This window comes from Pseudoduganella sp. R-43 (assembly GCF_049913255.1).
GTDB lineage: Bacteria > Pseudomonadota > Gammaproteobacteria > Burkholderiales > Burkholderiaceae_D > Rugamonas.
This window is the reverse complement of the sequence record NZ_CP183988.1, coordinates 6759401-6781769: the sequence shown is the minus strand read 5'-3', so window position 1 is coordinate 6781769 and position 22369 is coordinate 6759401. Positions and strand designations below refer to the sequence as shown.

General features: G+C 60.6%; 12 protein-coding genes and 4 rRNA genes. 15 read left to right on the top strand and 1 reads right to left on the bottom strand.

Features of this window, described 5'->3' with window-relative positions:
- Positions 1 to 80: 80 nt before the first annotated feature.
- The 6 genes from ACN9M3_RS30940 (at position 81) to rtcA (ACN9M3_RS30915) (ending at position 8275) form a co-directional block, all read left to right on the top strand.
- Positions 81 to 1611 (top strand): 16S ribosomal RNA (locus ACN9M3_RS30940).
- A gap of 220 nt (positions 1612 to 1831) precedes the next feature.
- Positions 1832 to 4703: ribosomal RNA gene (locus tag ACN9M3_RS30935) — 23S ribosomal RNA — on the top strand.
- Between the two features lie 105 nt (positions 4704 to 4808).
- Positions 4809 to 4921: ribosomal RNA gene (gene rrf, locus ACN9M3_RS30930) — 5S ribosomal RNA — on the top strand.
- 46 nt (positions 4922 to 4967) lie between these two features.
- Positions 4968 to 5080: ribosomal RNA gene (rrf, locus tag ACN9M3_RS30925) — 5S ribosomal RNA — on the top strand.
- The 16S, 23S and 5S rRNA genes sit together here, the layout of an rRNA operon.
- Before the next feature lie 109 nt (positions 5081 to 5189).
- Positions 5190 to 7196, top strand: a complete 2007-nt coding sequence (locus tag ACN9M3_RS30920) for an esterase-like activity of phytase family protein (protein WP_426319707.1) — start codon at positions 5190 to 5192, stop codon at positions 7194 to 7196.
- A 56-nt stretch (positions 7197 to 7252) separates the two neighbouring features.
- Positions 7253 to 8275, top strand: coding sequence for an RNA 3'-terminal phosphate cyclase (gene rtcA, locus ACN9M3_RS30915; protein ID WP_426319705.1), 1023 nt, complete (start codon positions 7253 to 7255; stop codon positions 8273 to 8275).
- On the opposite strand, the gene rtcR is transcribed toward rtcA (ACN9M3_RS30915), so the two are convergent.
- On the bottom strand, positions 8272 to 9870 hold the full coding sequence (rtcR, locus tag ACN9M3_RS30910) for an RNA repair transcriptional activator RtcR (RefSeq protein ID WP_426319703.1): 1599 nt from the start codon (positions 9868 to 9870) through the stop codon (positions 8272 to 8274). The genes rtcA (ACN9M3_RS30915) and rtcR overlap by 4 nt on opposite strands.
- Before the next feature lie 134 nt (positions 9871 to 10004).
- On the opposite strand from rtcR, the gene ACN9M3_RS30905 reads away from it, so the two are divergent.
- The 9 genes from ACN9M3_RS30905 to ACN9M3_RS30865 all read left to right on the top strand — a co-directional run bounded on the left by ACN9M3_RS30905 (position 10005) and on the right by ACN9M3_RS30865 (position 22369).
- Positions 10005 to 10214, top strand: coding sequence for a hypothetical protein (locus tag ACN9M3_RS30905; RefSeq protein ID WP_426166242.1), 210 nt, complete (start codon positions 10005 to 10007; stop codon positions 10212 to 10214).
- A gap of 22 nt (positions 10215 to 10236) precedes the next feature.
- Entirely contained in the window at positions 10237 to 11463 is a 1227-nt protein-coding gene (locus ACN9M3_RS30900; RefSeq protein ID WP_426323886.1) for an RtcB family protein, read from the top strand.
- A gap of 20 nt (positions 11464 to 11483) precedes the next feature.
- Positions 11484 to 12503 (top strand): RNA 3'-terminal phosphate cyclase, encoded by a 1020-nt coding sequence (gene rtcA / locus ACN9M3_RS30895; RefSeq protein WP_426319700.1) that lies wholly within the window; start codon positions 11484 to 11486, stop codon positions 12501 to 12503.
- Entirely contained in the window at positions 12496 to 13062 is a 567-nt protein-coding gene (locus tag ACN9M3_RS30890) for a zinc-ribbon domain containing protein (protein ID WP_426319698.1), read from the top strand. The genes rtcA (ACN9M3_RS30895) and ACN9M3_RS30890 overlap by 8 nt, the downstream gene beginning before the upstream one ends.
- A gap of 62 nt (positions 13063 to 13124) precedes the next feature.
- Positions 13125 to 14708: a DUF2138 family protein gene (locus ACN9M3_RS30885; protein WP_426319696.1), complete on the top strand. Its 1584-nt coding sequence runs from the start codon at positions 13125 to 13127 to the stop codon at positions 14706 to 14708.
- Positions 14705 to 15367 carry a DUF1175 family protein gene (locus ACN9M3_RS30880; RefSeq protein WP_426319694.1) on the top strand — a complete coding sequence of 221 codons (663 nt, stop codon included), beginning with the start codon at positions 14705 to 14707 and terminating at the stop codon, positions 15365 to 15367. The genes ACN9M3_RS30885 and ACN9M3_RS30880 overlap by 4 nt, the downstream gene beginning before the upstream one ends.
- Complete coding sequence (locus tag ACN9M3_RS30875) at positions 15304 to 19890, top strand: alpha-2-macroglobulin family protein (protein WP_426319692.1); 4587 nt, start codon at positions 15304 to 15306, stop codon at positions 19888 to 19890. The genes ACN9M3_RS30880 and ACN9M3_RS30875 overlap by 64 nt, the downstream gene beginning before the upstream one ends.
- The gene (locus ACN9M3_RS30870; protein ID WP_426319690.1) at positions 19890 to 21575 is read left to right on the top strand and encodes a DUF2300 domain-containing protein; all 1686 of its coding nucleotides are present in this window, start codon (positions 19890 to 19892) and stop codon (positions 21573 to 21575) included. The genes ACN9M3_RS30875 and ACN9M3_RS30870 overlap by 1 nt, the downstream gene beginning before the upstream one ends.
- Complete coding sequence (locus ACN9M3_RS30865) at positions 21572 to 22369, top strand: YfaP family protein (RefSeq protein WP_426319688.1); 798 nt, start codon at positions 21572 to 21574, stop codon at positions 22367 to 22369. Before ACN9M3_RS30870 ends, ACN9M3_RS30865 begins: the two co-directional genes overlap by 4 nt.

The following is a 22369-nucleotide window of genomic DNA, read 5'->3' as shown; positions in this document are numbered from 1 at the left end:
AAATAAACGTAAATCTCGAAAGAGGTTTCGTCAGTATTTTGAGTGAGTGACCTCGGTAGCAATACCGAAAAACAGAGATTGAACTGAAGAGTTTGATCCTGGCTCAGATTGAACGCTGGCGGCATGCTTTACACATGCAAGTCGAACGGCAGCGCGGGCTTCGGCCTGGCGGCGAGTGGCGAACGGGTGAGTAATATATCGGAACGTACCCAAGAGTGGGGGATAACGTAGCGAAAGTTACGCTAATACCGCATACGATCTAAGGATGAAAGCAGGGGATCTTCGGACCTTGTGCTCCTGGAGCGGCCGATATCTGATTAGCTAGTTGGTGAGGTAAAGGCTCACCAAGGCAACGATCAGTAGCTGGTCTGAGAGGACGACCAGCCACACTGGAACTGAGACACGGTCCAGACTCCTACGGGAGGCAGCAGTGGGGAATTTTGGACAATGGGGGCAACCCTGATCCAGCAATGCCGCGTGAGTGAAGAAGGCCTTCGGGTTGTAAAGCTCTTTTGTCAGGGAAGAAAAGGTCGTGGCTAATATCCACGACTGCTGACGGTACCTGAAGAATAAGCACCGGCTAACTACGTGCCAGCAGCCGCGGTAATACGTAGGGTGCAAGCGTTAATCGGAATTACTGGGCGTAAAGCGTGCGCAGGCGGTTTCGTAAGTCTGTCGTGAAATCCCCGGGCTTAACCTGGGAATGGCGATGGAGACTGCGAGGCTAGAGTTTGGCAGAGGGGGGTAGAATTCCACGTGTAGCAGTGAAATGCGTAGAGATGTGGAGGAACACCGATGGCGAAGGCAGCCCCCTGGGTCAAAACTGACGCTCATGCACGAAAGCGTGGGGAGCAAACAGGATTAGATACCCTGGTAGTCCACGCCCTAAACGATGTCTACTAGTTGTTGGGTCTTAATTGACTTAGTAACGCAGCTAACGCGTGAAGTAGACCGCCTGGGGAGTACGGTCGCAAGATTAAAACTCAAAGGAATTGACGGGGACCCGCACAAGCGGTGGATGATGTGGATTAATTCGATGCAACGCGAAAAACCTTACCTACCCTTGACATGGCAGGAATCCTGGAGAGATCCGGGAGTGCTCGAAAGAGAACCTGCACACAGGTGCTGCATGGCTGTCGTCAGCTCGTGTCGTGAGATGTTGGGTTAAGTCCCGCAACGAGCGCAACCCTTGTCATTAGTTGCTACGCAAGAGCACTCTAATGAGACTGCCGGTGACAAACCGGAGGAAGGTGGGGATGACGTCAAGTCCTCATGGCCCTTATGGGTAGGGCTTCACACGTCATACAATGGTACATACAGAGGGCCGCCAACCCGCGAGGGGGAGCTAATCCCAGAAAGTGTATCGTAGTCCGGATTGTAGTCTGCAACTCGACTACATGAAGTTGGAATCGCTAGTAATCGCGGATCAGCATGTCGCGGTGAATACGTTCCCGGGTCTTGTACACACCGCCCGTCACACCATGGGAGCGGGTTTTACCAGAAGTAGGTAGCTTAACCGTAAGGAGGGCGCTTACCACGGTAGGATTCGTGACTGGGGTGAAGTCGTAACAAGGTAGCCGTATCGGAAGGTGCGGCTGGATCACCTCCTTTCTAGAGTCGGCATCAGACTCAAACGTTCACACTTATCGGCTGTTGTTAGGTACTGGTCAAACGTAAGCCTTCGGGTTTAGGTTTGAGTAGTAACGTTCTTTAACAATCTGGAAGAAGTAAAAGTTTTATTAAGCGATATCGAAAGATATTACTTAGGGTAGTAGTAAAACTCATCAAACACAGTAGTAAGTGCTTGAACCTGTAGCCGTCAAGGTTATAGGGACAAGTGAATAAGTGCACATGGCGGATGCCTTGGCGATTACAGGCGATGAAGGACGTAGAAGTCTGCGATAAGCTTCGGGGAGCTGACAAACAAGCATTGATCCGAAGATTTCCGAATGGGGAAACCCGGCCTTATAGGTCATCACTCACTGAATACATAGGTGTGTGAAGCGAACGCGGCGAACTGAAACATCTAAGTAGCTGCAGGAAAAGAAATCAACCGAGATTCCCAAAGTAGTGGCGAGCGAAATGGGAAGAGCCTGTACGTGATAGTCGTTTGGATAATGGAACAGATTGGAAACTCTGGCCATAGCGGGTGATAGCCCCGTACATGAAATCCAAGCGGTGGTACTAAGCGTACGACAAGTAGGGCGGGACACGAGAAATCCTGTCTGAACATGGGGGGACCATCCTCCAAGGCTAAATACTCGTAATCGACCGATAGTGAACCAGTACCGTGAGGGAAAGGCGAAAAGAACCCCGGGAGGGGAGTGAAATAGATCCTGAAACCGTGTGCATACAAACAGTCGGAGCCTCGTAAGGGGTGACGGCGTACCTTTTGTATAATGGGTCAGCGACTTACATTCAGTGGCGAGGTTAACCAGATAGGGGAGCCGTAGAGAAATCGAGTCCGAACAGGGCGCCAGTCGCTGGGTGTAGACCCGAAACCAAGTGATCTATCCATGGCCAGGTTGAAGGTGCGGTAACACGCACTGGAGGACCGAACCCACTAATGTTGAAAAATTAGGGGATGAGCTGTGGATAGGGGTGAAAGGCTAAACAAACTTGGAAATAGCTGGTTCTCTCCGAAAACTATTTAGGTAGTGCCTCAAGTATCACCGACGGGGGTAGAGCACTGTTATGGCTAGGGGGTCATCGCGACTTACCAAACCATTGCAAACTCCGAATACCGTTGAGTGCGAGCTTGGGAGACAGACATCGGGTGCTAACGTCCGGTGTCAAGAGGGAAACAACCCAGACCGCCAGCTAAGGTCCCAAAGATTGGCTAAGTGGAAAACGAAGTGGGAAGGCTAAAACAGTCAGGATGTTGGCTTAGAAGCAGCCATCATTTAAAGAAAGCGTAATAGCTCACTGATCGAGTCGTCCTGCGCGGAAGATGTAACGGGGCTAAGCCAGTCACCGAAGCTGCGGATATCCGCAAGGATATGGTAGGAGAGCGTTCTGTAAGCCTGCGAAGGTGTCTTGTAAGGGATGCTGGAGGTATCAGAAGTGCGAATGCTGACATGAGTAGCGATAATGCGGGTGAAAAGCCCGCACGCCGTAAGCCCAAGGTTTCCTGTTCAACGTTCATCGGAGCAGGGTGAGTCGGCCCCTAAGGCGAGGCAGAGATGCGTAGCTGATGGGAAGCAGGTTAATATTCCTGCACCGTCGTATGATGCGATGGGGGGACGGATCGCGGAAGGTTGTCTGCCTGTTGGAATAGGCAGTTCCTGGTTCATAGAAGGCGCTTAGGCAAATCCGGGCGCGTAATTCAAGGGACTGGGACGAGTGAGCTTGCTCACGAAGCAATCGGAAGTGGTTCCAAGAAAAGCCTCTAAGCTTCAGTCATACGAGACCGTACCGCAAACCGACACAGGTGGGCGAGATGAGTATTCTAAGGCGCTTGAGAGAACTCGGGAGAAGGAACTCGGCAAATTGGTACCGTAACTTCGGGATAAGGTACGCCTCGGTAGCTTGACCACTTTACTGTGGAAGGGCGAAAAGGTTGCAATAAACTGGTGGCTGCGACTGTTTAATAAAAACACAGCACTCTGCAAACACGAAAGTGGACGTATAGGGTGTGACGCCTGCCCGGTGCTGGAAGATTAAATGATGGGGTGCAAGCTCTTGATTGAAGTCCCAGTAAACGGCGGCCGTAACTATAACGGTCCTAAGGTAGCGAAATTCCTTGTCGGGTAAGTTCCGACCTGCACGAATGGCGTAACGATGGCCACACTGTCTCCTCCCGAGACTCAGCGAAGTTGAAGTGTTTGTGATGATGCAATCTACCCGCGGCTAGACGGAAAGACCCCATGAACCTTTACTGTAGCTTTGCATTGGACTTTGAACCAATCTGTGTAGGATAGGTGGGAGGCTTTGAAGTAGGGACGCCAGTTCCTATGGAGCCATCCTTGAAATACCACCCTGGTTTGTTTGAGGTTCTAACCTTGGTCCGTGATCCGGATCGGGGACAGTGCATGGTAGGCAGTTTGACTGGGGCGGTCTCCTCCCAAACGGTAACGGAGGAGTTCGAAGGTACGCTAGGTACGGTCGGACATCGTGCTAATAGTGCAATGGCATAAGCGTGCTTAACTGCGAGACCGACAAGTCGAGCAGGTACGAAAGTAGGACATAGTGATCCGGTGGTTCTGTATGGAAGGGCCATCGCTCAACGGATAAAAGGTACTCTGGGGATAACAGGCTGATTCCTCCCAAGAGTTCATATCGACGGGGGAGTTTGGCACCTCGATGTCGGCTCATCACATCCTGGGGCTGTAGCCGGTCCCAAGGGTATGGCTGTTCGCCATTTAAAGTGGTACGTGAGCTGGGTTTAAAACGTCGTGAGACAGTTTGGTCCCTATCTGCCGTGGGCGTTGGAAATTTGAAGGGGGCTGCTCCTAGTACGAGAGGACCGGAGTGGACGAACCTCTGGTGTACCGGTTGTCACGCCAGTGGCATTGCCGGGTAGCTAAGTTCGGAAGAGATAACCGCTGAAAGCATCTAAGCGGGAAACTTGCCTTAAGATGAGATTTCCCGGAGCCTTGAGCTCCTTGAAGGGTCGTTCGAGACCAGGACGTTGATAGGTCAGGTGTGGAAGTGCAGTAATGCATTAAGCTAACTGATACTAATTGCCCGTACGGCTTGTCCCTATAACCTTGACGGTTATGTAGCACTTACCGTGTTTGAGAACACTACCCCAACTTTACTTCTTCCCAGATTGCGCAGCGCGCCAGGCGCGCTGCACACAAGTCATGCTTGATGACCATAGCCAGTCGGTCCCACCCCTTCCCATCCCGAACAGGACCGTGAAACGACTTGGCGCCGATGATAGTGCTGCAACCAGTGTGAAAGTAGGTTATCGTCAAGCTAATAATTCCTGGTGACGCGCCAAGCGCGAACCAAGTACCGGTCAGTCTGATGACCATAGCAAGTCAGTCCCACCCCTTCCCATCCCGAACAGGACCGTGAAATGACTCTGCGCCGATGATAGTGCTGCAACCAGTGTGAAAGTAGGTTATCGTCAGACTAAGTAACAAGCCAAAAAGGCCCGCTGAATAGCGGGCCTTTTTGCTTTTGTGTCATCGGCAGGTCACTTCCTCTCGTTAAGCTGCGCCTTTTAAACTCCAGAGGCCAGCATGAAATCCCTGTCGCTCCTTCCCCTTGCTATCGCACTTGCCGCCTGCGGCGGCGGCGGCAGCAATGAACCCGTCAAACTCTCGGTCAACGGTGCCTTCGTCGACGGCGCCGTGGAAGGCGCGGATTACGTGGCCGGCACGGCTGCCAAGGCTGCAACCGGCGCCAAAGGCGAGTTCACCTGCAAGGAAGGCGACACCGTCAGCTTCAGCGTAGGCGGCCTTGCCTTGGGCAGCGCTGCATGCGCGCCCATCATCACCCCGCTGCAACTGGTCGGCGCGTCCGACGTCAAGGATGCGAAGGTCGTGAACCGCCTGCTGGCACTGCAGCTGCTGGATGAAGACAATGATCCCTCGAATGGCATCAAGATCACGGCCGAAGTGAAGGCTGCGCTGGCCGGCAAGTCGGCCGATTTCGGCGCCGCGGCAGCAGACTTCAACAAGACCATGGCTGCCAACCTGGTTGCCGCCGGCACTGCGTATGCTGCGCGCGGCGTCGATGACGAGCGTCGCCAACTGGTGCGCGAACACTTCGAAGACACGCTGGCATCCAAGGTCGGCACGCCGGTGCAGGAAACCTTTACCCAGGCGGGTGCCACGGTCACCGTAACGCGCTACCAGGTCCAGGCTGCGAACAGCTTCTACATTCCATACGAAGGCAGCAATGCCAAGGTGAAGGCCGATTTCCCATTGGGCTTCCTGCCGTCCTACGGTTCTGCACTGGCCTTCAAAGGCACGACCGCCAACGGTGACCTGGAATTCTATGGCCTGACCGACCGCGGTCCGAATGGCGATGGTCCGAACGTCCCTAATCCAGGCGGCAGCGGCACCATGGGCGCCAAGATCTTCCCTTCGCCAAGCTTCACGCCATCGATCGGCGTCATCACGGTCGGCAAGGGCGGCGCGGTGCTGAACTCCACGCTGCCGATCAAGGTCTCCGCAAATACCAACAGCTCCGGCCTGGCCATCCCGGCCGGCACGCTGGGCAACTCCGCTGAAGTGCCGGTCTTCGATGCGATGAAATACGATGCCACGACCAAGGCGGTGTACAACGTGAATGGTCTCGATACCGAAGCCATCGCCTTCGACAAGAAGCGCAATGCGTTGTGGGTGTCCGATGAATACGGTCCCTTCATCTTGAAGATCGATGCCGCGAGCGGCGTGATCCAGTCGCGCTATGCTCCAGGCAGCGGCCTGCCTGCGATCCTTGCCAAGCGCCGCGCCAACCGCGGCATGGAGGGCATGGCGCTCGACACTGCGACCGACAAGCTGCACGGCTTCCTGCAAAGTCCCCTGGCCGACGGCAGCGCGTTGTACTCGGCGACCGGCAAGAACGAACAGGTGGAACGCTTTGCACGCTTCACCCGTTGGATCGAATTTGATCCAGTTACCGGCACCACGGGCCGCATGTTTGCCTATCCATTGAACGGCGCCGATTACGCGGATGGCCGCACAGGCAACGCGAAGCTGGGCGATATGGTCGCACTGGGCAACGGCAAGTTCATCGTGATCGAGCAAGGCGCCGCACCGGGCGCCAAGGTGTTCAACAAACTGATGCTGGTGGAAATCGGCAGCGCGACCGACATCAACGCCGCGGCGTTCAACCCGGCCACATCCGACCTGGAAAAGAGCTCGATGGGTGCCGTGGCGGTCAACGGAGCCGACTGGTCCAAGGTGGTCACGCTGAAGAAGACTTTGCTGCTGGACCTGAATGCCATCGGCTGGCTGGCGGAAAAGGCGGAAGGCCTGACCATCGTTGACGGCAACACGTTGGCACTGGCAAACGATAATGACTTCGGCCTCAAGACCAAGATCTTCACGCCATCCGGCGACGCTGTTGCGGATGCCGACGTCACCAAGTGCAATGTCGATGCGAACGGCACCATCATCACGAGCAATGCAGCCGGCTGCAACGCGGCCAATACGATCCGTGTTGCGCGCGGCGATGACCGCGAGCGTCCAAGCCGCTTGTGGTTGATTAAGTTCTCGAAGGCACTTAACACTTACTGATGTTCGTGCGCCGCCTCCCTTCCGGCAGCAGCATAATGCCGGCAGGGAGGTGCGCGATGATTGAACTGGACGGTTCGACGGGCGAAGGTGGTGGGCAGATCCTGCGCACGTCGCTGACTCTGTCGATGATCACCGGCCAGGCTTTCCGCATCCGGAATATCCGCGCCAATCGCCAGCCACCCGGCTTGCGGCGCCAGCACCTGTCGGCGGTACGCGCAGCAGCTATCGCCTGCGCAGCGACTGTCACCCACGCCGAAGTCGGCTCCACGTCATTGGAATTCTCACCCGGCCGTGTGACCGGGGGCGTATACGACTTCGATATCGGCACTGCCGGCAGCACAACGCTGGTGCTGCAAACCCTGGTTCCCGCCTTGCTGTTCGCTGAACAGCCGACCGTCGTGACAGTCACCGGAGGCACGCATAATCCCAAGGCGCCGCCAGCCGAATTCCTGCAACGAGCCTACTGCCGCGTGCTCGCGGCCATGGGGGCGGACGTCGAGATTGATATTGAACGTTATGGCTTCTATCCGGCTGGCGGAGGCGGTATCTCGGCCAATGTCTGGCCCTGCAAGCAGTTGCGTCGGCTCGACCTCCTCGACCGGGGCGGCTTGCTGCAAGCCTACGCGCAGGCGATTGCGGCGCGCCTGCCGGCTCAGGTGGCGCAACGCCAATACGCGACCGTGCGTAACCTGCTGGGGTGGGAAGGCGAACAACTGCGCGAAGTGCTGTCGCCGTCGTCGGCTAGCCCAGGCAACGCAATCATGCTGACGATTGAGAGCGAGACCGTGACGGAAGTGTTCTCAGCGATCGGGGATCGCGGTGTCCGCGCCGAGGCAGTCGCACGCGAGGCGGCGCTGGAGGCTCGGCGTTACCTGGCCTCGGGAGCCGCTGTGGGGGAGCATCTGGGCGACCAGGTAATGCTGCCGATGGCGTTGGCAGGCGGAGGCGCCTACACGCTGGACCACGTGTCTCAGCACGCCATCACCAATGCGGAAGTCATTACGCATTTCCTGCCGGTGACGATAGGTTTCGAGCAGGGCGAACGCTTCAACACCTGCCACGTGCGCGCGAAGGTCTAGCTGACCTGTTCCCACGCAAGGCCAAAGCGGGCCAGGTATTTTTTCAGGCGGTCCGCGTCGTTCGGTTTTGCCTTGCCGAGGCGCGAGGCCGCGAACAGCTTGCGGCCGGCGTCGGACATGGTCTTTGACTGGCGGCAAATGGCGATCACGGATTCAAGCTGCATGCGGTCGAACAGGTCGATCTGCTCGAGCGCCTCTTGGTCGAACAATCCGTCGAGCGTGACAACGGCCTTCACGCCTTCTGCCAGCGGCTGCCATTGGCGCTGCAGGCGCGAGACTTCCGCTGTGACGATCGGCGCCGTGATGCGTCCTGCATCGGCCAGCGTTGCCATGCGGGTGACGCTGGCCGACAGGTCGCGGAAGTTGCCGTTCCATAGCGCTTCCGGCGATGCCGCAAAGCGCATGTACTGCTGGCGCGCCTCCGTATTGAAGCGCACCATCGAACCGTTCTCTGCGCCGAACTGCGCCAGCAGGTAGTCCAGATTGGGCTCGATGTCTTCCGGCCGGTCGCCCAGGCCGGGCAGGGAGTAGGTCCACAGGTTGATTCGGGCGAACAGGTCTTCGCGGAAGCGGCCAGCTGCCACTTCGCGCGCCAGGTCGCGGTTGGTGCCGGCGATGAGCTGGAAATCGCTTCGCACTTCATGGTCGCCGCCCATTGGCAGGAAGCGCTTCTCCTCGACTGCCTTCAGCAGCATGGCCTGTTCGTCCAGTCCCAACTCGCCGATCTCGTCGAGGAACAGCAAGCCTTTGTGTGCAGTGCGCAGCAAGCCTGGGCGGTCCGATGCAGCGCCGGTGAAGGCGCCCTTCACGTGGCCGAAAAGGGTTGAGCCGGCGCCGTCCCCGTGCAGGGTGGCGCAGTTGATCTCGACGAAGGCGCCATCGACCTGGTGGCGTGCCTTCTTCAACTCATACACGCGCCGCGCCAGGAAAGACTTGCCGGCGCCGGTTGGCCCCATCAGCAGCATTGGCGCGCGCGAACGTGCCGCCACATGTTCGATCTCATCGATCAGGAGGTTGAAATGGGGGTTGCGGGTGGCGATGCCGGATTTCAGGAATTCCACGCCTTCGCGCTGCGCGTTGGAGAAGCGCTGCGCGATCTGGTCGTAGCGCGACAGGTCCAGGTCGATCAGGACGTAGTCGCCGGTTTTGCCGGGAACTGCACGTCGTGGCGGCGAAGTTTGCAGCAGGCGGCCGGGGAAATAGCGCGCTTCCGTCATCAGGAACAGGCAGATCTGCGCGACGTGGGTGCCGGTCGTGATGTGCACCCAGTATTCCTCGTTCTCGGTATCGAAGCGGTAATTGCGGGCGAAGTCGAAGAGCTGGCTGTATACGTCTTCGAAATCCCACCAGTCATTGATGGGCAGTGTGTGCCGCTGCACGACTGTCTCCGGCGATATGGCGTGCATGTCTTCCTCGATCTGCCGCGCCAGGGTGGTGTGGTGGGCGCTGGCCAACAGCTCGAAGCGGTCGACCACCAGGTCTTCGTGCTGCAGGAGGGAGATGCTCGGACGCCATTTCTCCCAGCGCGCCGGCGTGCGCGGGCCGCCGTCCAGTTGCGAGCCGAGGAAACCCAGGATGACGATCTTCTTTTTCATTACGTATAAATATTTATCTTTACAGATAATTTACCACAATCATTGATTTCCATGAATCGATATTTATCAATGACTTAGCAAGCTGGCACACCCTTTGCAGTAGAAGAGATACGCAAAGACGAAAGGAGATCAAAATGGCGGAATCAAATATCAAGGCTTGGACCATCAGTGCTGGCGCAGTCGGCAGGAAACCCGTAAAACGCAGCTACGGCGGCGTGCACGCGGCGATGAATATTTCCACCAGCCGCCGCCACACCACCCTCAGCTGGCATGCCGAGCCGCTCCCCGGCAAAGGCCGCACGGTGTGGAATGGCGTGGTCTCCACCCTTGTCGGCGCAGATTAATCGTTAGAAGATGAGAATTATGATGAAAGATAAAGAATTCGAAGTGATGGAAGTGTCGGGTGGTAGCCCGGTGAAGATGTGGACCAAGGGCGTGCCGGTTGATTCGGGAGCCCGCGAGCAATTGGCCAATACCGCCAAGATGCCCTTCATCTACAAGCATATTGCGGTGATGCCGGACGTCCACCTGGGTAAAGGTTCGACCATCGGTAGCGTGATCCCGACCCTCGGTGCGATCATTCCGGCGGCAGTCGGCGTGGATATCGGTTGCGGGATGATGGCCGCCAAGACCACGCTGAATGCGCGTGACCTGCCGGATAACCTGGGTCCCCTGCGTAGCGCGATCGAAAAAGCGATCCCGCACGGCTTGACCCCGAAGTTCCGCGGCCGCGACCGCGGTTCGTGGGAGAACCCGCCTTCGGCCGTCGATGTTGCGTGGGGCCAGTTGAAGGATGAATTCGACGTGATCTGCGAGAAAACGCCGAAGCTGAAAAACACCAACAACTACCGCCACCTGGGTACCCTGGGTTCGGGTAACCACTTCGTTGAAGTGTGCCTGGATGAAGAAGGTTCGGTGTGGTTCATGCTGCACTCCGGTTCGCGCGGCGTGGGTAATGCCATCGGCTCCCACTTCATCGAGTTGGCGCAGCAGGATATGCGTACCCATATCGCCAACCTGCCGGACAAGGACCTGGCCTACCTGGAAGAAGGTACCCAGCACTATGACGACTACGTTGAGGCGGTGGGTTGGGCGCAGAAGTTCGCCCGCATGAACCGTGAAGTGATGATGCAGAACCTGATCGCCTCCGTGCGTACCGTCATCACCAAGCCGTTCCAGACGCACGTGGAAGCAGTGAACTGCCACCACAACTATGTGCAGAAAGAGCGCCACTTCGGTAAGGACGTGCTGGTGACCCGTAAGGGTGCAGTGTCTGCACGCGAAGGTGAACTGGGGATCATTCCGGGTTCGATGGGGGCGAAGAGCTTCATCGTGCGCGGTAAAGGCAACCCGGAGAGCTTCAACAGCTGCAGCCACGGCGCCGGACGCACCATGAGCCGTAACGAGGCGAAGCGCCGCTTCTCGCTGGAAGACCAGGTGAAGGCGACCGAAGGTGTCGAATGCCGTAAGGACGAAGGCGTGATCGACGAAATCCCGATGGCCTACAAGGACATCGAGGCCGTCATGAAGGCGCAGGAAGAGCTGGTTGAAGTCGTGCATACCCTGAAGCAGGTGGTGTGCGTCAAAGGGTAAGAACAAGGATAAGAACAAGAATGATTGAAATTGATGGATCCCAAGGGGAGGGCGGTGGACAGGTGCTGCGCACCGCGCTGACGCTCTCGATGATTACCGGCCAGCCGTTCCGTATCTCGAACATCCGCGCCAACCGCTCGAAACCGGGCTTGATGCGTCAGCACCTTGCTTCGGTCAAGGCGGCCGCGGAAATCTCCGGCGCGAAAGTCGAGGGCGACGCCCTTGGCTCGACCAGCCTGTCGTTCGTGCCTGGTGCGATCAAGGCCGGTGTGTATGAATTCCAGATCGGTACAGCCGGCAGTTCCACGCTGGTATTGCAAACCGTGGTGCCGGCGCTGTTGTATGCGCCGGGTGAGTCCGTAGTACGCGTCAGCGGTGGCACCCATAACTCCAAGGCGCCGCCCGCCGAATTCCTGCAGCGCGCCTATGGCCGCGCCATGGCCGATATGGGCGCGCAGCTTGAATTCCACCTGGAGCGCACGGGCTTTTATCCCGCAGGCGGCGGCGCAGTACGGGCGACCGTGAAACCGCTGGCAGCCTGGCGTCGCCTGGCATTGGATGCGCGCGGCGAACGGCGCGAAGCCTACGCAGAGAGCCTGGTTGCTGCCGTGCCGGGTGGCGTTGCGAAGCGCGAACTGGATTGCGTGGCCAGCGCGATGGGGTGGTCCGGCGACCAGTTGCGTTTCAAGACGCTGCCGGACAACTGGGGTCCAGGCAACGCGCTGCTGATCACGCTGGACCACGAGCACGTAACGGAAGTCTTCGTCGCCTTCGGCGAAAAAGCCCGGCGCGCTGAAGAAGTGGCGCGCGACGCCGTGGCACAGGCGCGCCGCTTCATCGCATCGGGCGCTGCGGTCAGCGAACATCTGGCTGACCAGTTGCTGGTTCCGATGGCGCTGGCCGGCGGCGGCAGCTTCACCATGGACGTGCTGTCGCAGCACACCCGCACCAACGCGGAAGTGATCGCGCGCTTCCTGCCGGTGTCGATCACGTTCGAGAAGCGCGATGCGTGCAGCTATTGCGAAGTCAAACGTGGATAAGCTGGTTCCGCACCCGCGATTTCGCGGGCTGCCGCCTCGCCCGCAACTCCAGCTCACGGAGCAGGAGGTCCGGCAGTCATACTGGCGCTACGGGAATGCCCATATCTTTCCGCAGACAGCTCTGCGCGCGGATTTGAGCGTTCAGCGCTACGCGGTCTTTCCGAGGCCCTATTACGTGGACATGTTGAAGACTTGCGTCGATTGCGCGCGCGCCTTCATCTTTTATGCGCGGGAACAGCGTTACTGGTATGAGACGCTGGGTTTCTATATCGATGTCGACTGCGTGCGTTGCGTCGAGTGTCGCCACAAGCAGCACGCGGCGAAGCGCCATATGGATCGCTACGCGGAGCTGCAAGCGCGCGACGCGCTGTCACGCAAGGAGATGATGTATTTCGTGGATGATTGTATCTTCTTGTTCCAGCAAGGGAAACTGAAAAACCTGTCCCATCTGGGAAGGATAAAAAAAGCTGCCTTGCGGCAGATTCCTGAGTACGACGGTACCCAGGCGCTCCAGCGATTGCTGCAATCTGCCCGCACGATTGCGAATTTAACTAGCTAATTTGGTTACTCCGTGGCAAAATTTGGCGTCGTTGTATTTAATATAACTTTGCCGGACCCGCCATGAACAAAAAGACTTTGGCCAAGATCGCCGCGGCAGTTGCTGTCGTTGCCGGCGGCGTTTTCGCCTACCGGGCTTTTGGCTGGGGCGCCATGACTGGCCCTGTCAACAGCCTGAAGATCGACCTATCCAAGCCGGATGCCCTGGTCGTCACCAAAAGCCTTTCCAGCCTGCCGCGTGATCTGCTGACCGTGCCGCTGGCGCGCGACGTGCTGCGCGAGGACTTCCTGTTCTATTACGAGCAGACCGAAGACCGCCTGGGCTTGAAGGGCAGCCTGCGCCGCATCGCCTACGAGCATGAGCTGGGATGGGGCGACCAGTTGATCCGCATGGTGCTGGACGAGCCGGCGGAAGTGGCCATGTGGCGCGATGCCGATGGCTCCCTCAAACATTATGTGATCTCCGTCTCGCGCGGCAAGCTGGCGCGCGTGCTGGAAGAAGCGGGCAAGGTGGCGCTGAAGGATACCCAGCTCACTGTCGCCGGCGAATTGCGCGTCGATGGCGACAAGGTGCCGGTGTACGCGTTGAACTATGCCTACCAGCGCAACCTGCTGTTCGCAGCCCACGGCGACCGCATGGTGATCCTGTCCCACCCTGGCATGCTGTATGGCGCCGACCGCAAGGTAAGCGACGACAAGGCGCAAACCACGGTCGCCAAGCTGCTGGGGAAGGATTCCGCGCAGCAGAAAGTCTTCCACGACCAGTTCCACTTCGAGAAAGCCGCACAGGACGGCCATAGCATCGCCATCAAGGCAGATTTCCTGTCCTTCGGCTACCAGCCTTTCTTCGGTGGCCTGGAAGCGCTGCGCTTCGATTTCAGCAAGGGCGCGTGGCGCTCGCAGGTGCTGCTCGATGCGGCCAAGCTGCCGAAAGAGGGCTATGACAGCAGCGCCCTGTGGAGCGCGCTGCCCTATAACCCAAGCAGCTGCTTCACGCTGCCGGTGGATTGGAACAGCCTGCAGCCGGTGCTGAAAAGCATCAGCGGCAAGACCAGCCAGCCGGTGCTGCCGCTGGCGACCGAGTTGAGTGGTCCGGTTGCCGCCTGCTGGTATGGCAACTCCCGCCTGCATACGCCGGTATTCGTGGCCAACCGCGCCGGCGGCAACGAGGCGCTGTTCGAAAGCCTGTTCCAGACGGCGATTCGCGACGGCAAGGGCGTCGAGAAGCAGCAAGGCAAGAAGGGTGAATTGCGCTGGAGCGGCGCGGTTTCCACCGCGCAGGGCGACACCACGCCAACGCTGGCGATCAGCGGCAAGACCGTGGTTTTCTCGGCGGACGCCAAGCTGGTCGACCAGGTATTGGCTGTGAAGCGCAAGGAAATGCCTGCCGCCTCGGACCTGCTGCCGGATGCCAAGCATACCGTGGGCCTGATCGCACCGGCTTCGCTGGCCAAGCTGATCGAAGAAGAAAGCTTCAATACCCTGCCAAGCCAGCGCGAGCCCGTCCTGCGCGGCGCAGTCGACGCGCATCTGGTGCCGCGCCTGCAGGCGCTGAAGAAGTATCCGCCTTACCGCATGGTTCTCAAGTCCGTGGCAAGCAAAGGCGTTGCGTGGCAGCCGTTGGAATGGCAGGCAGCGGGCAAATGAAGCGTCGCAGTACGCTGCGCCTGCTGGCCGCGTGCGCCGCTGCTGTAGCGGCGCCACGGGTGCTGGCGCTGACCAGTGCCAATGATGCGCAGGTACGCCTGTCGCAGGCACAGTCGCGCGCCTTCCAGGCGTGGATGCTGCGCATCATCAGCGCCCAGGTCGAACAAGGGCCTTCGCCGCGCTGGCACCACCGCGATTGCGCAGGCCTGGTGCGCTTTGCCGTCAACGAAGCCTTGTCCGTGCACGACGCCAGGTGGATGCGTGCCAACGGCATCGCCAGCGACCGGCGCCTGCCGCCGGAACTGGACCTGACGCCGCAACAGGCAGCCCTGCGCAACCGCTGGGTGCAAGGCGATGGCAAGGTAGGCCACTTCGTCACGGCGTTGGCGCTGGTACAGCACAACAGCCGCTTTGTGGCGCGGGAAATCAGCCAGGCGCTTCCCGGCGACCTGCTGTTCTACGACCAGGGCGACGAACAACATTTGATGGTGTGGATGGGGGCGCATATCGCTTACCACACGGGCACCGTCACCCCGACAGATAACGGTCTCCGTACCGTCGATATTCAACAACTAACGACATGGAAGGACACGCGGTGGCAACCAGCGGTCAACAATCCCAACTTCGCCGGCGTGTTCCGGCTGTCATTTCTGTCCTGAAGCTGTGCCTCGCAGGCCTGCTGGCGCTGACCGCGCTGGCCGGTGCATCGGCACAGGAGGCGCCGTCCAGCGGTTATACGCTGTTCAAGGGCGAGCCGTTCTTCCTGCTGTCCGATGCCAGCTATGGCAGCACGGACGAGGCGCGCGTGCGCCTGGAAGTGCCCGGCCGCGACTTCGGCCGCTCGCAGCTTGAACAGTATTCCGGTGCGGACATCGTGGTGTACCGCGTGCCGCAGCCGCTCGAATTCCTGAAGAAGCAGCGCAACCTGCACCGGGTGCAGGTGGACGGCAATTACCAGGGCGAGGGCCTGGCCAATGCCCTGAGCTTCCTGTGGGACAGCTGGTGGAAGCAATCGCGCCTGGCATGGCGCCGGATCTTCTCGTCCGAAGCCCGCCACGCGGTGACTACCAACCAGCCCAAGCTGGCGACGAACGGCGAAGCGATGAAGCGCGCCACCGTATTCGCCAACAACCCGCAGTACAAGCCGATCAAGGGTTTCGAGATGGTGGACAGCTTCCGCTATCCGATCTGGCAGGCGAAGGCAATCGAGCCGCCGAAGGGCGTCAAGATGGACGGCTCCAGCAGCGAATTCATTGCCGGCAATAGCGGCAATGTCATGATCCCGGTCGGCAAGCGCAAGCCGGGCCTGTACCTGGTGGAAGCCATCATCGGCGAGCATCGCGCGACTACGCTGGTATTCGTATCCGACACCATGGCGGTGACCAAGGTATCGTCCGGCCAGATGCTGGTATGGGCTGCGCGCCGCGACAACAGCGCCGCCGTGGCCGATGCCAACGTGATGTGGACCGACGGCACCGGCGTTCTGCAATCCGGCACGACCGCCAGGGACGGCGTGGTGTCGATGGAGCGCAGCAGCCCTGAGCACACCTATGTGATCGGCGAAGACCGCAGTGGCGGCGTGTTCGTGTCGGAAAACTTCTACTACGACAGCGAGATCTATAACATCAAGATGTATGCGGTGACGGATCGTCCCCTGTACCGTCCTGGCGATGAAGTGAACGTCAAGTTCCTCGGCCGCGAATTCAAGTCGGCGCGCCTGTCGCAGGCTGCCGCTGCTGCGCCGATCGGCCTGACCGTGTTCGATCCGAACGGCACGCCGGTGCTGACGCAAACCCTGCAACTGTCGCCGGAAACTGGCACGGAAACCCGTTTCCGCCTGCCGGAGCAGGCCACCGCTGGCGGCTATGAGCTGCGCTTCAGCTACAAGGATGGCCTGTACGGTGCTGCGTTCCGCGTGGCGGAATACGTCAAGCCTCACTTCGAGATCAACGTCCAGCCGGCCAAGCCGGAATTCAAGACCGGCGAAAAAGTCAGCGGCACGATCTCTCTGCGCTACCCGGACGGCAAGCCTGTAAAGAACGCCAAGCTGTCGCTGTCCCTGCGCGGCCAGCAAAACACCATGGTGGAAGGCGAATTGCGCTACAGCGGCATGTTCCCGGTGCAGCTGAAGACTGAGGAAGCGGAGACCGACCGCAGCGGCGACTACTCGTTCACGCTGCCGCCGGCGGCCGATCCGTCGCGCTATGTGCTGACCGTGATGGCGACCGACGGTGCGGCCTACCGCGTCAAGGCGACGCGCGAGCTGATGATCGAACGCTCCATCAGCAGCTACCAATTGAAGGCAGCACGCTCGTTCTCCGAACCGGGCCAGCAGGTGCACTTCGACCTGGTGGCGGACGGCCAGGGCGCGGCACGCCCGGTGCGCTGGGAGATGGTGCAGCTCGAGAAACAGGAAAAGACCGAAGGGAAATTCGATCCTGCCGCCAAGGGCTGGGACGTGAACTTCGCCAAGCCAGGCTCCTACCAGCTCTCGCTGCGCGACGAGCGCGGCAACCTGCTGGCGGGCGCCAGCCACTGGGTCAGCGGCGAAGGCTTGCAGGCGGCACCGGGCAGCATCGAGATCGTGATGGACAAGGTGCGCTATCGTCCAGGCGAAACTGCCGAAGCGCTGGTAACCTTCTCCGACCCGGTCGACCAGGCCCTGCTGACCATGGAACGCGACAAGGTGGAGCAATACGGTTTGATGAGCGGCAGCGCCGACTGGTACCAGGCCAAGCGCGTGGCGAAGAACCAGTGGCGAGTACGCATCCCGGTCAAGGAGGAGCACGGTCCGAACATGACCTTCTCCGTGGCGTACACCCGCAATGGCGACTTTGTGTTCCAGAACGCCGGCTTGCAGGTGGTTGAGCCGCGCATTGCGCTGACTTTCAAGACCGACAAGGAGGTCTACCAGCCGGGCGAAAAAGTCACGCTCGACGTGACGGCACAGCTGGACGGCAAGCCGCTGTCCACCCTGGTGGCGCTGGGCGTGGTGGATGAAATGATCTACGTGCTGCAGCCGGAAATCGCACCTGATATCGCGGACTTCTTCTACCACCCTCGCCGAAACAACGTGCGCACTACGGCCAGCCTGTCCTTCATCAGCTACGACATGGCGCAAGGCCGTCGCGAGAACGTACCGGCACGCCACAACTACAACGAACGTGGCGTGAAAGTGCTGGAACGCCCGCGCCGCGACAATATCGATACCGCGTTCTGGGCGCCGTCGCTGAAGACCGATGCGGACGGGAAGGCGCGCGTCACCTTCACCATGCCGGATGCGCTGACCCGTTGGCGCATCACTGGCCGTGCCATGGATGCGCAGGGCCGCGTCGGCCAGCGCACCGGCTACCTGCGCTCGGACAAATCGTTCTACGCCAAGTGGACGTCGCCGGACTGGCTGCGCACCGGCGACGCGCCGCGCGCTTCCGTCGCCATCTTCAACCAGACCAGCGATACGAAATCCCTGGAGGTGACGCTGTCCGGCGGTCCGCAGCCTAAAGTGGAGAAGCTGTCGGCCAAGCCGGGCGTGAACTACGTCGAATTCCCGGTTGCCGTCGGCACCGCGCCGCTGCGCCTGGAAGTGAAGCAGGACGGCAAGCTGGTTGATGCGCTGGACACCAAGGTGCAGGAGCAGCCTGCCGCCTGGACCAGCCCGCGCAGCATGAGCGTCGCGCTGACCGGCACCGACAACGCGCTGAAACTGCCGGCCGATGCACGCAATATCCGCGTCTCCTTCGCGCAAGGCGCGGCGAGCCACTTCGCCCGCATTGCCGATGACCTGATCGACTACCCGTATGGCTGCGTGGAGCAGACGGCCAGCCGCCTGATCCCGCTGACCATGGCAACGCAAAGCATGCCGGCGGATGCCGGCCTGGTACGCGAGCGCCTGATGGCGATCATGCAGGCGCAGCGCCTGCGACTGGTATCCATGGCCGGTCCGAACGCCGTCTTTAGCTGGTGGGGCCCGGCAACCCAGGGCGACGCGCTGATGACGTCCTACGCTTACTACGCCGACTGGTATGCCTCGCGCGCCCTGCGCCTGGAGCTGCCGGGCGAGCACTGGAACAACCTGGTCAGCGTCTACAGCGAGCATGGCAAGAACAACGCGCCGCTGGAGCGCGCCATGAGCCTGTGGATGATGCATGAAATGGGCTTGCCGACGAAGACCCTGGCGGAAAGCCTGGTGGCGGATGCCGCGAGCCTGGAAGTCGGTTCCGCACCGCGCAAGCAGGGCGTCACCAGCAGCGTGCTGCTGGCTGATGGCCAGGACAGCGTGACCCGATCCATGGCGATCGGGCTGACGTCCGTCGTCGCCGCGCAGAACGGGATTGCCCTGCCGGCGCAGTTGCAGCAGCAATTGCCGCAGGCATGGGCAGCACTGCGCGCCTCGCCGGCGCCGGTGGCCCAGGCCCTGCTGATGCTGGCTGGTGAGCTGCCGGCAACGCAGGCCGACGCAGTGCTGTCGGCCGTGCGTGCCGACATGCCGACCATGGACCGTGCCCTGACCCTGGTCTGGGTGCAGAAGAAACTGGGTGGATCGCCTGCCGCAAGGCCGCCTGTGGCGGCGCTGGAGGGTGCATGGCAGCAGATGGACAGCCGCAGCGGCCAGCCGGTATGGCGCTGGACCGACGCGAAGGCCCTGCCGGAGCAACTGAAGCTGGCGCAGGCCGCCCCGGCCGGTACCGTCGCGATCGTGCAATATGAAAGCCGCGCCGTCGAAGCGCATTCGCTGGATGTCGGCATCGAGCGCCGCATCCTGCGCATGAAGGCCGGCTCCAAGGGCTACACCATGGAACTGGTCAAGCCGGGTGAAGCGCTGCGCACGGACGAACTCTACATGGACGAGATCAAGCTCAAAGCCGGCAGCGCGACGCACCGCTTTGGCTTGCTGGAGGTGGCCCTGCCACCGGGCGCGATGGTCGAATCGACCACCTGGGGCATGAAGCTGGCAGGCGACGAGCCTGTGCAACTGGAACGTGCACGCCACGTTGAGCGCCGCGACGGCTATGCCGTGCCGATCGAGCCGCTGAGCGGCGAAGTGGTCGTGCGCCACCTGCTGCGCTTCGGCCAGAAGGGCAGCTACACCCTGCCGCCGAGCCGCTTCCATCGCATGTACCAGCCGGAGCAAAAAGCCTTTGAAGGCGGCGGCAAGACCACACGTACGCTGAAAGTCGAGTAATGCTGCCACGCCTGCTGCCCGCCTTGCTGTTGGCCTGCGCTGCGCCTGTCGCGGCGGCGGCCTCGCTCGACCTGGCATGGTGGCGCGACGGCAAGGTACAGGCAGTGCAGCTGCAGCAGCGCAGCGCATCGGCGGCGCAGCCGATGGCTGCCAGCGCCGAGATCCCGCTTGGCAGCCTGTGGAAGCTCTTCGTCTACGTGTACGCGGTGGACAGCAAGCTGCCCACGCCCGACTACAACTGCGGCGGCCGCAAGCAGGAGGAAGTCTATTGCTGCGAAGCCGGCGGCAGCATCGGCCGCGATGCCGCCCTGGCCCAATCCTGCGGCCTGTTCTTCGCACCGGAACGCCTTGGAATCGCACAGCGTCCGTGGCAGGAGTACTGGACGCGCCGGCTTGGCAGCGCGCCCGCCGGTGAATTCGCCTGGCTGGCCGATCCTGCGCGCCTGGAGCCTTCCCGCCTTGTGACGCTCGGCAGCCTGTTGCGCGTGCTGGGCAGCATTCCGCCTGCGAGCCGCACGGAAGCGGAAGCGGCCCTGCTGCGTGTGGTGCTGGACGGCCGCGGCGCTGGCAGCGTGCGCTGGTTCGGCAGCCAGCTGCGCGTGAAGACCTATTCCTGGCATCACCCCAAGCGCGCGGACGCACGGCTGGGCGGTGCGGCAGGTTGGCTTGCCGACGGCACGCCGGTATGGTTTGGCGGCAGCGACAGCAGCACCGGCATCTTCCAGAAATGGGCGCCGCAAATTGCCGCAGCCTTGCCGCCCGTGCAGGCAGCGGAAGACAGCGGCTGCGTAGTGGTCGACTATTTTACTCGTTACCCGGTGCGTTCCGTGCGCACAGCGGAAGGCCTGGCGGCGCCCGGTGCGCTGAATGGCCGCTACGTGGTGCAGTTTGAAAACGGCAAGAGCCTGCCGATCCGCAGCAGCGGTGAGCTGACGCTGGCTACCGGTGCGAACGGCAAGCCGCAAATTCGCGGCCGCATGGGCGTGAACGAATACGTTGCGCGCGTGATCGACCGCGAGGCCGGCACCACCGAGCCTGAAGCTGCGCGTGCCTTCGCGATCGCGGCCCGGACTTACCTGCAGCAGAACGCGCGTCGCGCTGAGTCCTGCCAGTACATTACAGACAGCAGCGCCACCCAGCGCGTCAGTCCCAATCCGGCCAGCGCTGCCGCACTGGAAGTGGTGCGCTGGACGGACCAGCTGGTGCTCGATGGCGCGCAGGTGCAGTACCACAGCACCAAAGGCAGTGCCAACGTCCTGGCCTGGAGCGACGCGCAGGCGCAGGCGCGCGCCGGCAAAGGTTTCGACGACATCCTGGCCGCAGCCTACCCCCACACAACCCTCGCCATTGCGGGAAATACCGGAACCACCTGTGCGCGACTCGCAAAGAACGAGCAGTGGCTGGCCTATGCGCTGCCGCGCTGGGAGCGCATGCTGCGCCGCGAGGATGGCTACGAAGCGCCGGCGCAGCTGCCAGCCGTGTGCGCACTGACGGCCGGTTCGCCGTATTCCGAACAGTCGCGCAACCGCATCTTCATGCGGCCGCTGGCGACGCGCGAAGACCGCATCACGCTGGCGCACGAATACCTGCACATCGGGCTGCGCCGCCACCCGCGCGGGCAGGACGAAGACTACGTGGAGCGCCTGGCGCGCCGCCTGAATGACCTCTCACAGGAGGCTATGTGAAAACACGCATCCAATTAAGTTCCGCACTGATGCTGGCGCTGGCCGCCGCGCCTTTGCTGGCGCAGGACAAGACGCTGACGGGACCCGTCGGTGGCTGGAATCGTGCCGGCATGACCGACAAATCCGGCGAACTCGCCGTCAGCTATCCATATTCGCTGATCGATCGCGGCGCGCAGAAAAACCGCACCATGATCCGCGGCCAGTTGGCCAAGATCAGCACCAAGCGCCCCTTCCACCAGTTGATCGTGAACGGCAATCCGACGCCGCTGTACACGGACGACGAAGGCCGCTATGCGCGCGGCTATGCGTTTGGCTCCGGTTCCAACAGCGTTGAGATCCGTTCGCCGGACGGCAAGTCCCTGAAGCGAATGCAGTTCTACGAGGCGGATACCAGCCGCCCGCAGCCGCGCCTGCGCATCATCGGTGCCTGGGATGATAACCAGGCCGAGATCGACCTGCACATCATTACGCCGGATGGCCAGCACGCCTTCTTTGCCAACCCATTCCTCACCAATGGCGGTGGATTGGATGCGGATAGCGTGGACGGGCCCGGTCCGGAAATGTTTACCATGACCTCGCCCTTGCACGGCACCTACCAGGTATGGGTGAACTACTGGGGCAACTTTGGCAGCTCGGGCTACCACTTTGACGAAGCCACGCGCCAGCGCCCCATCATCACGACGCGCATCACCCTGGTATTCAACGAAAACACCGCGAGCGAGAAGCGGCAGGATTTCGTTGTCCCTTTGCGCAAGATTGGCGACCTGACCCTTGTTAAATCCTTTGTATATTGA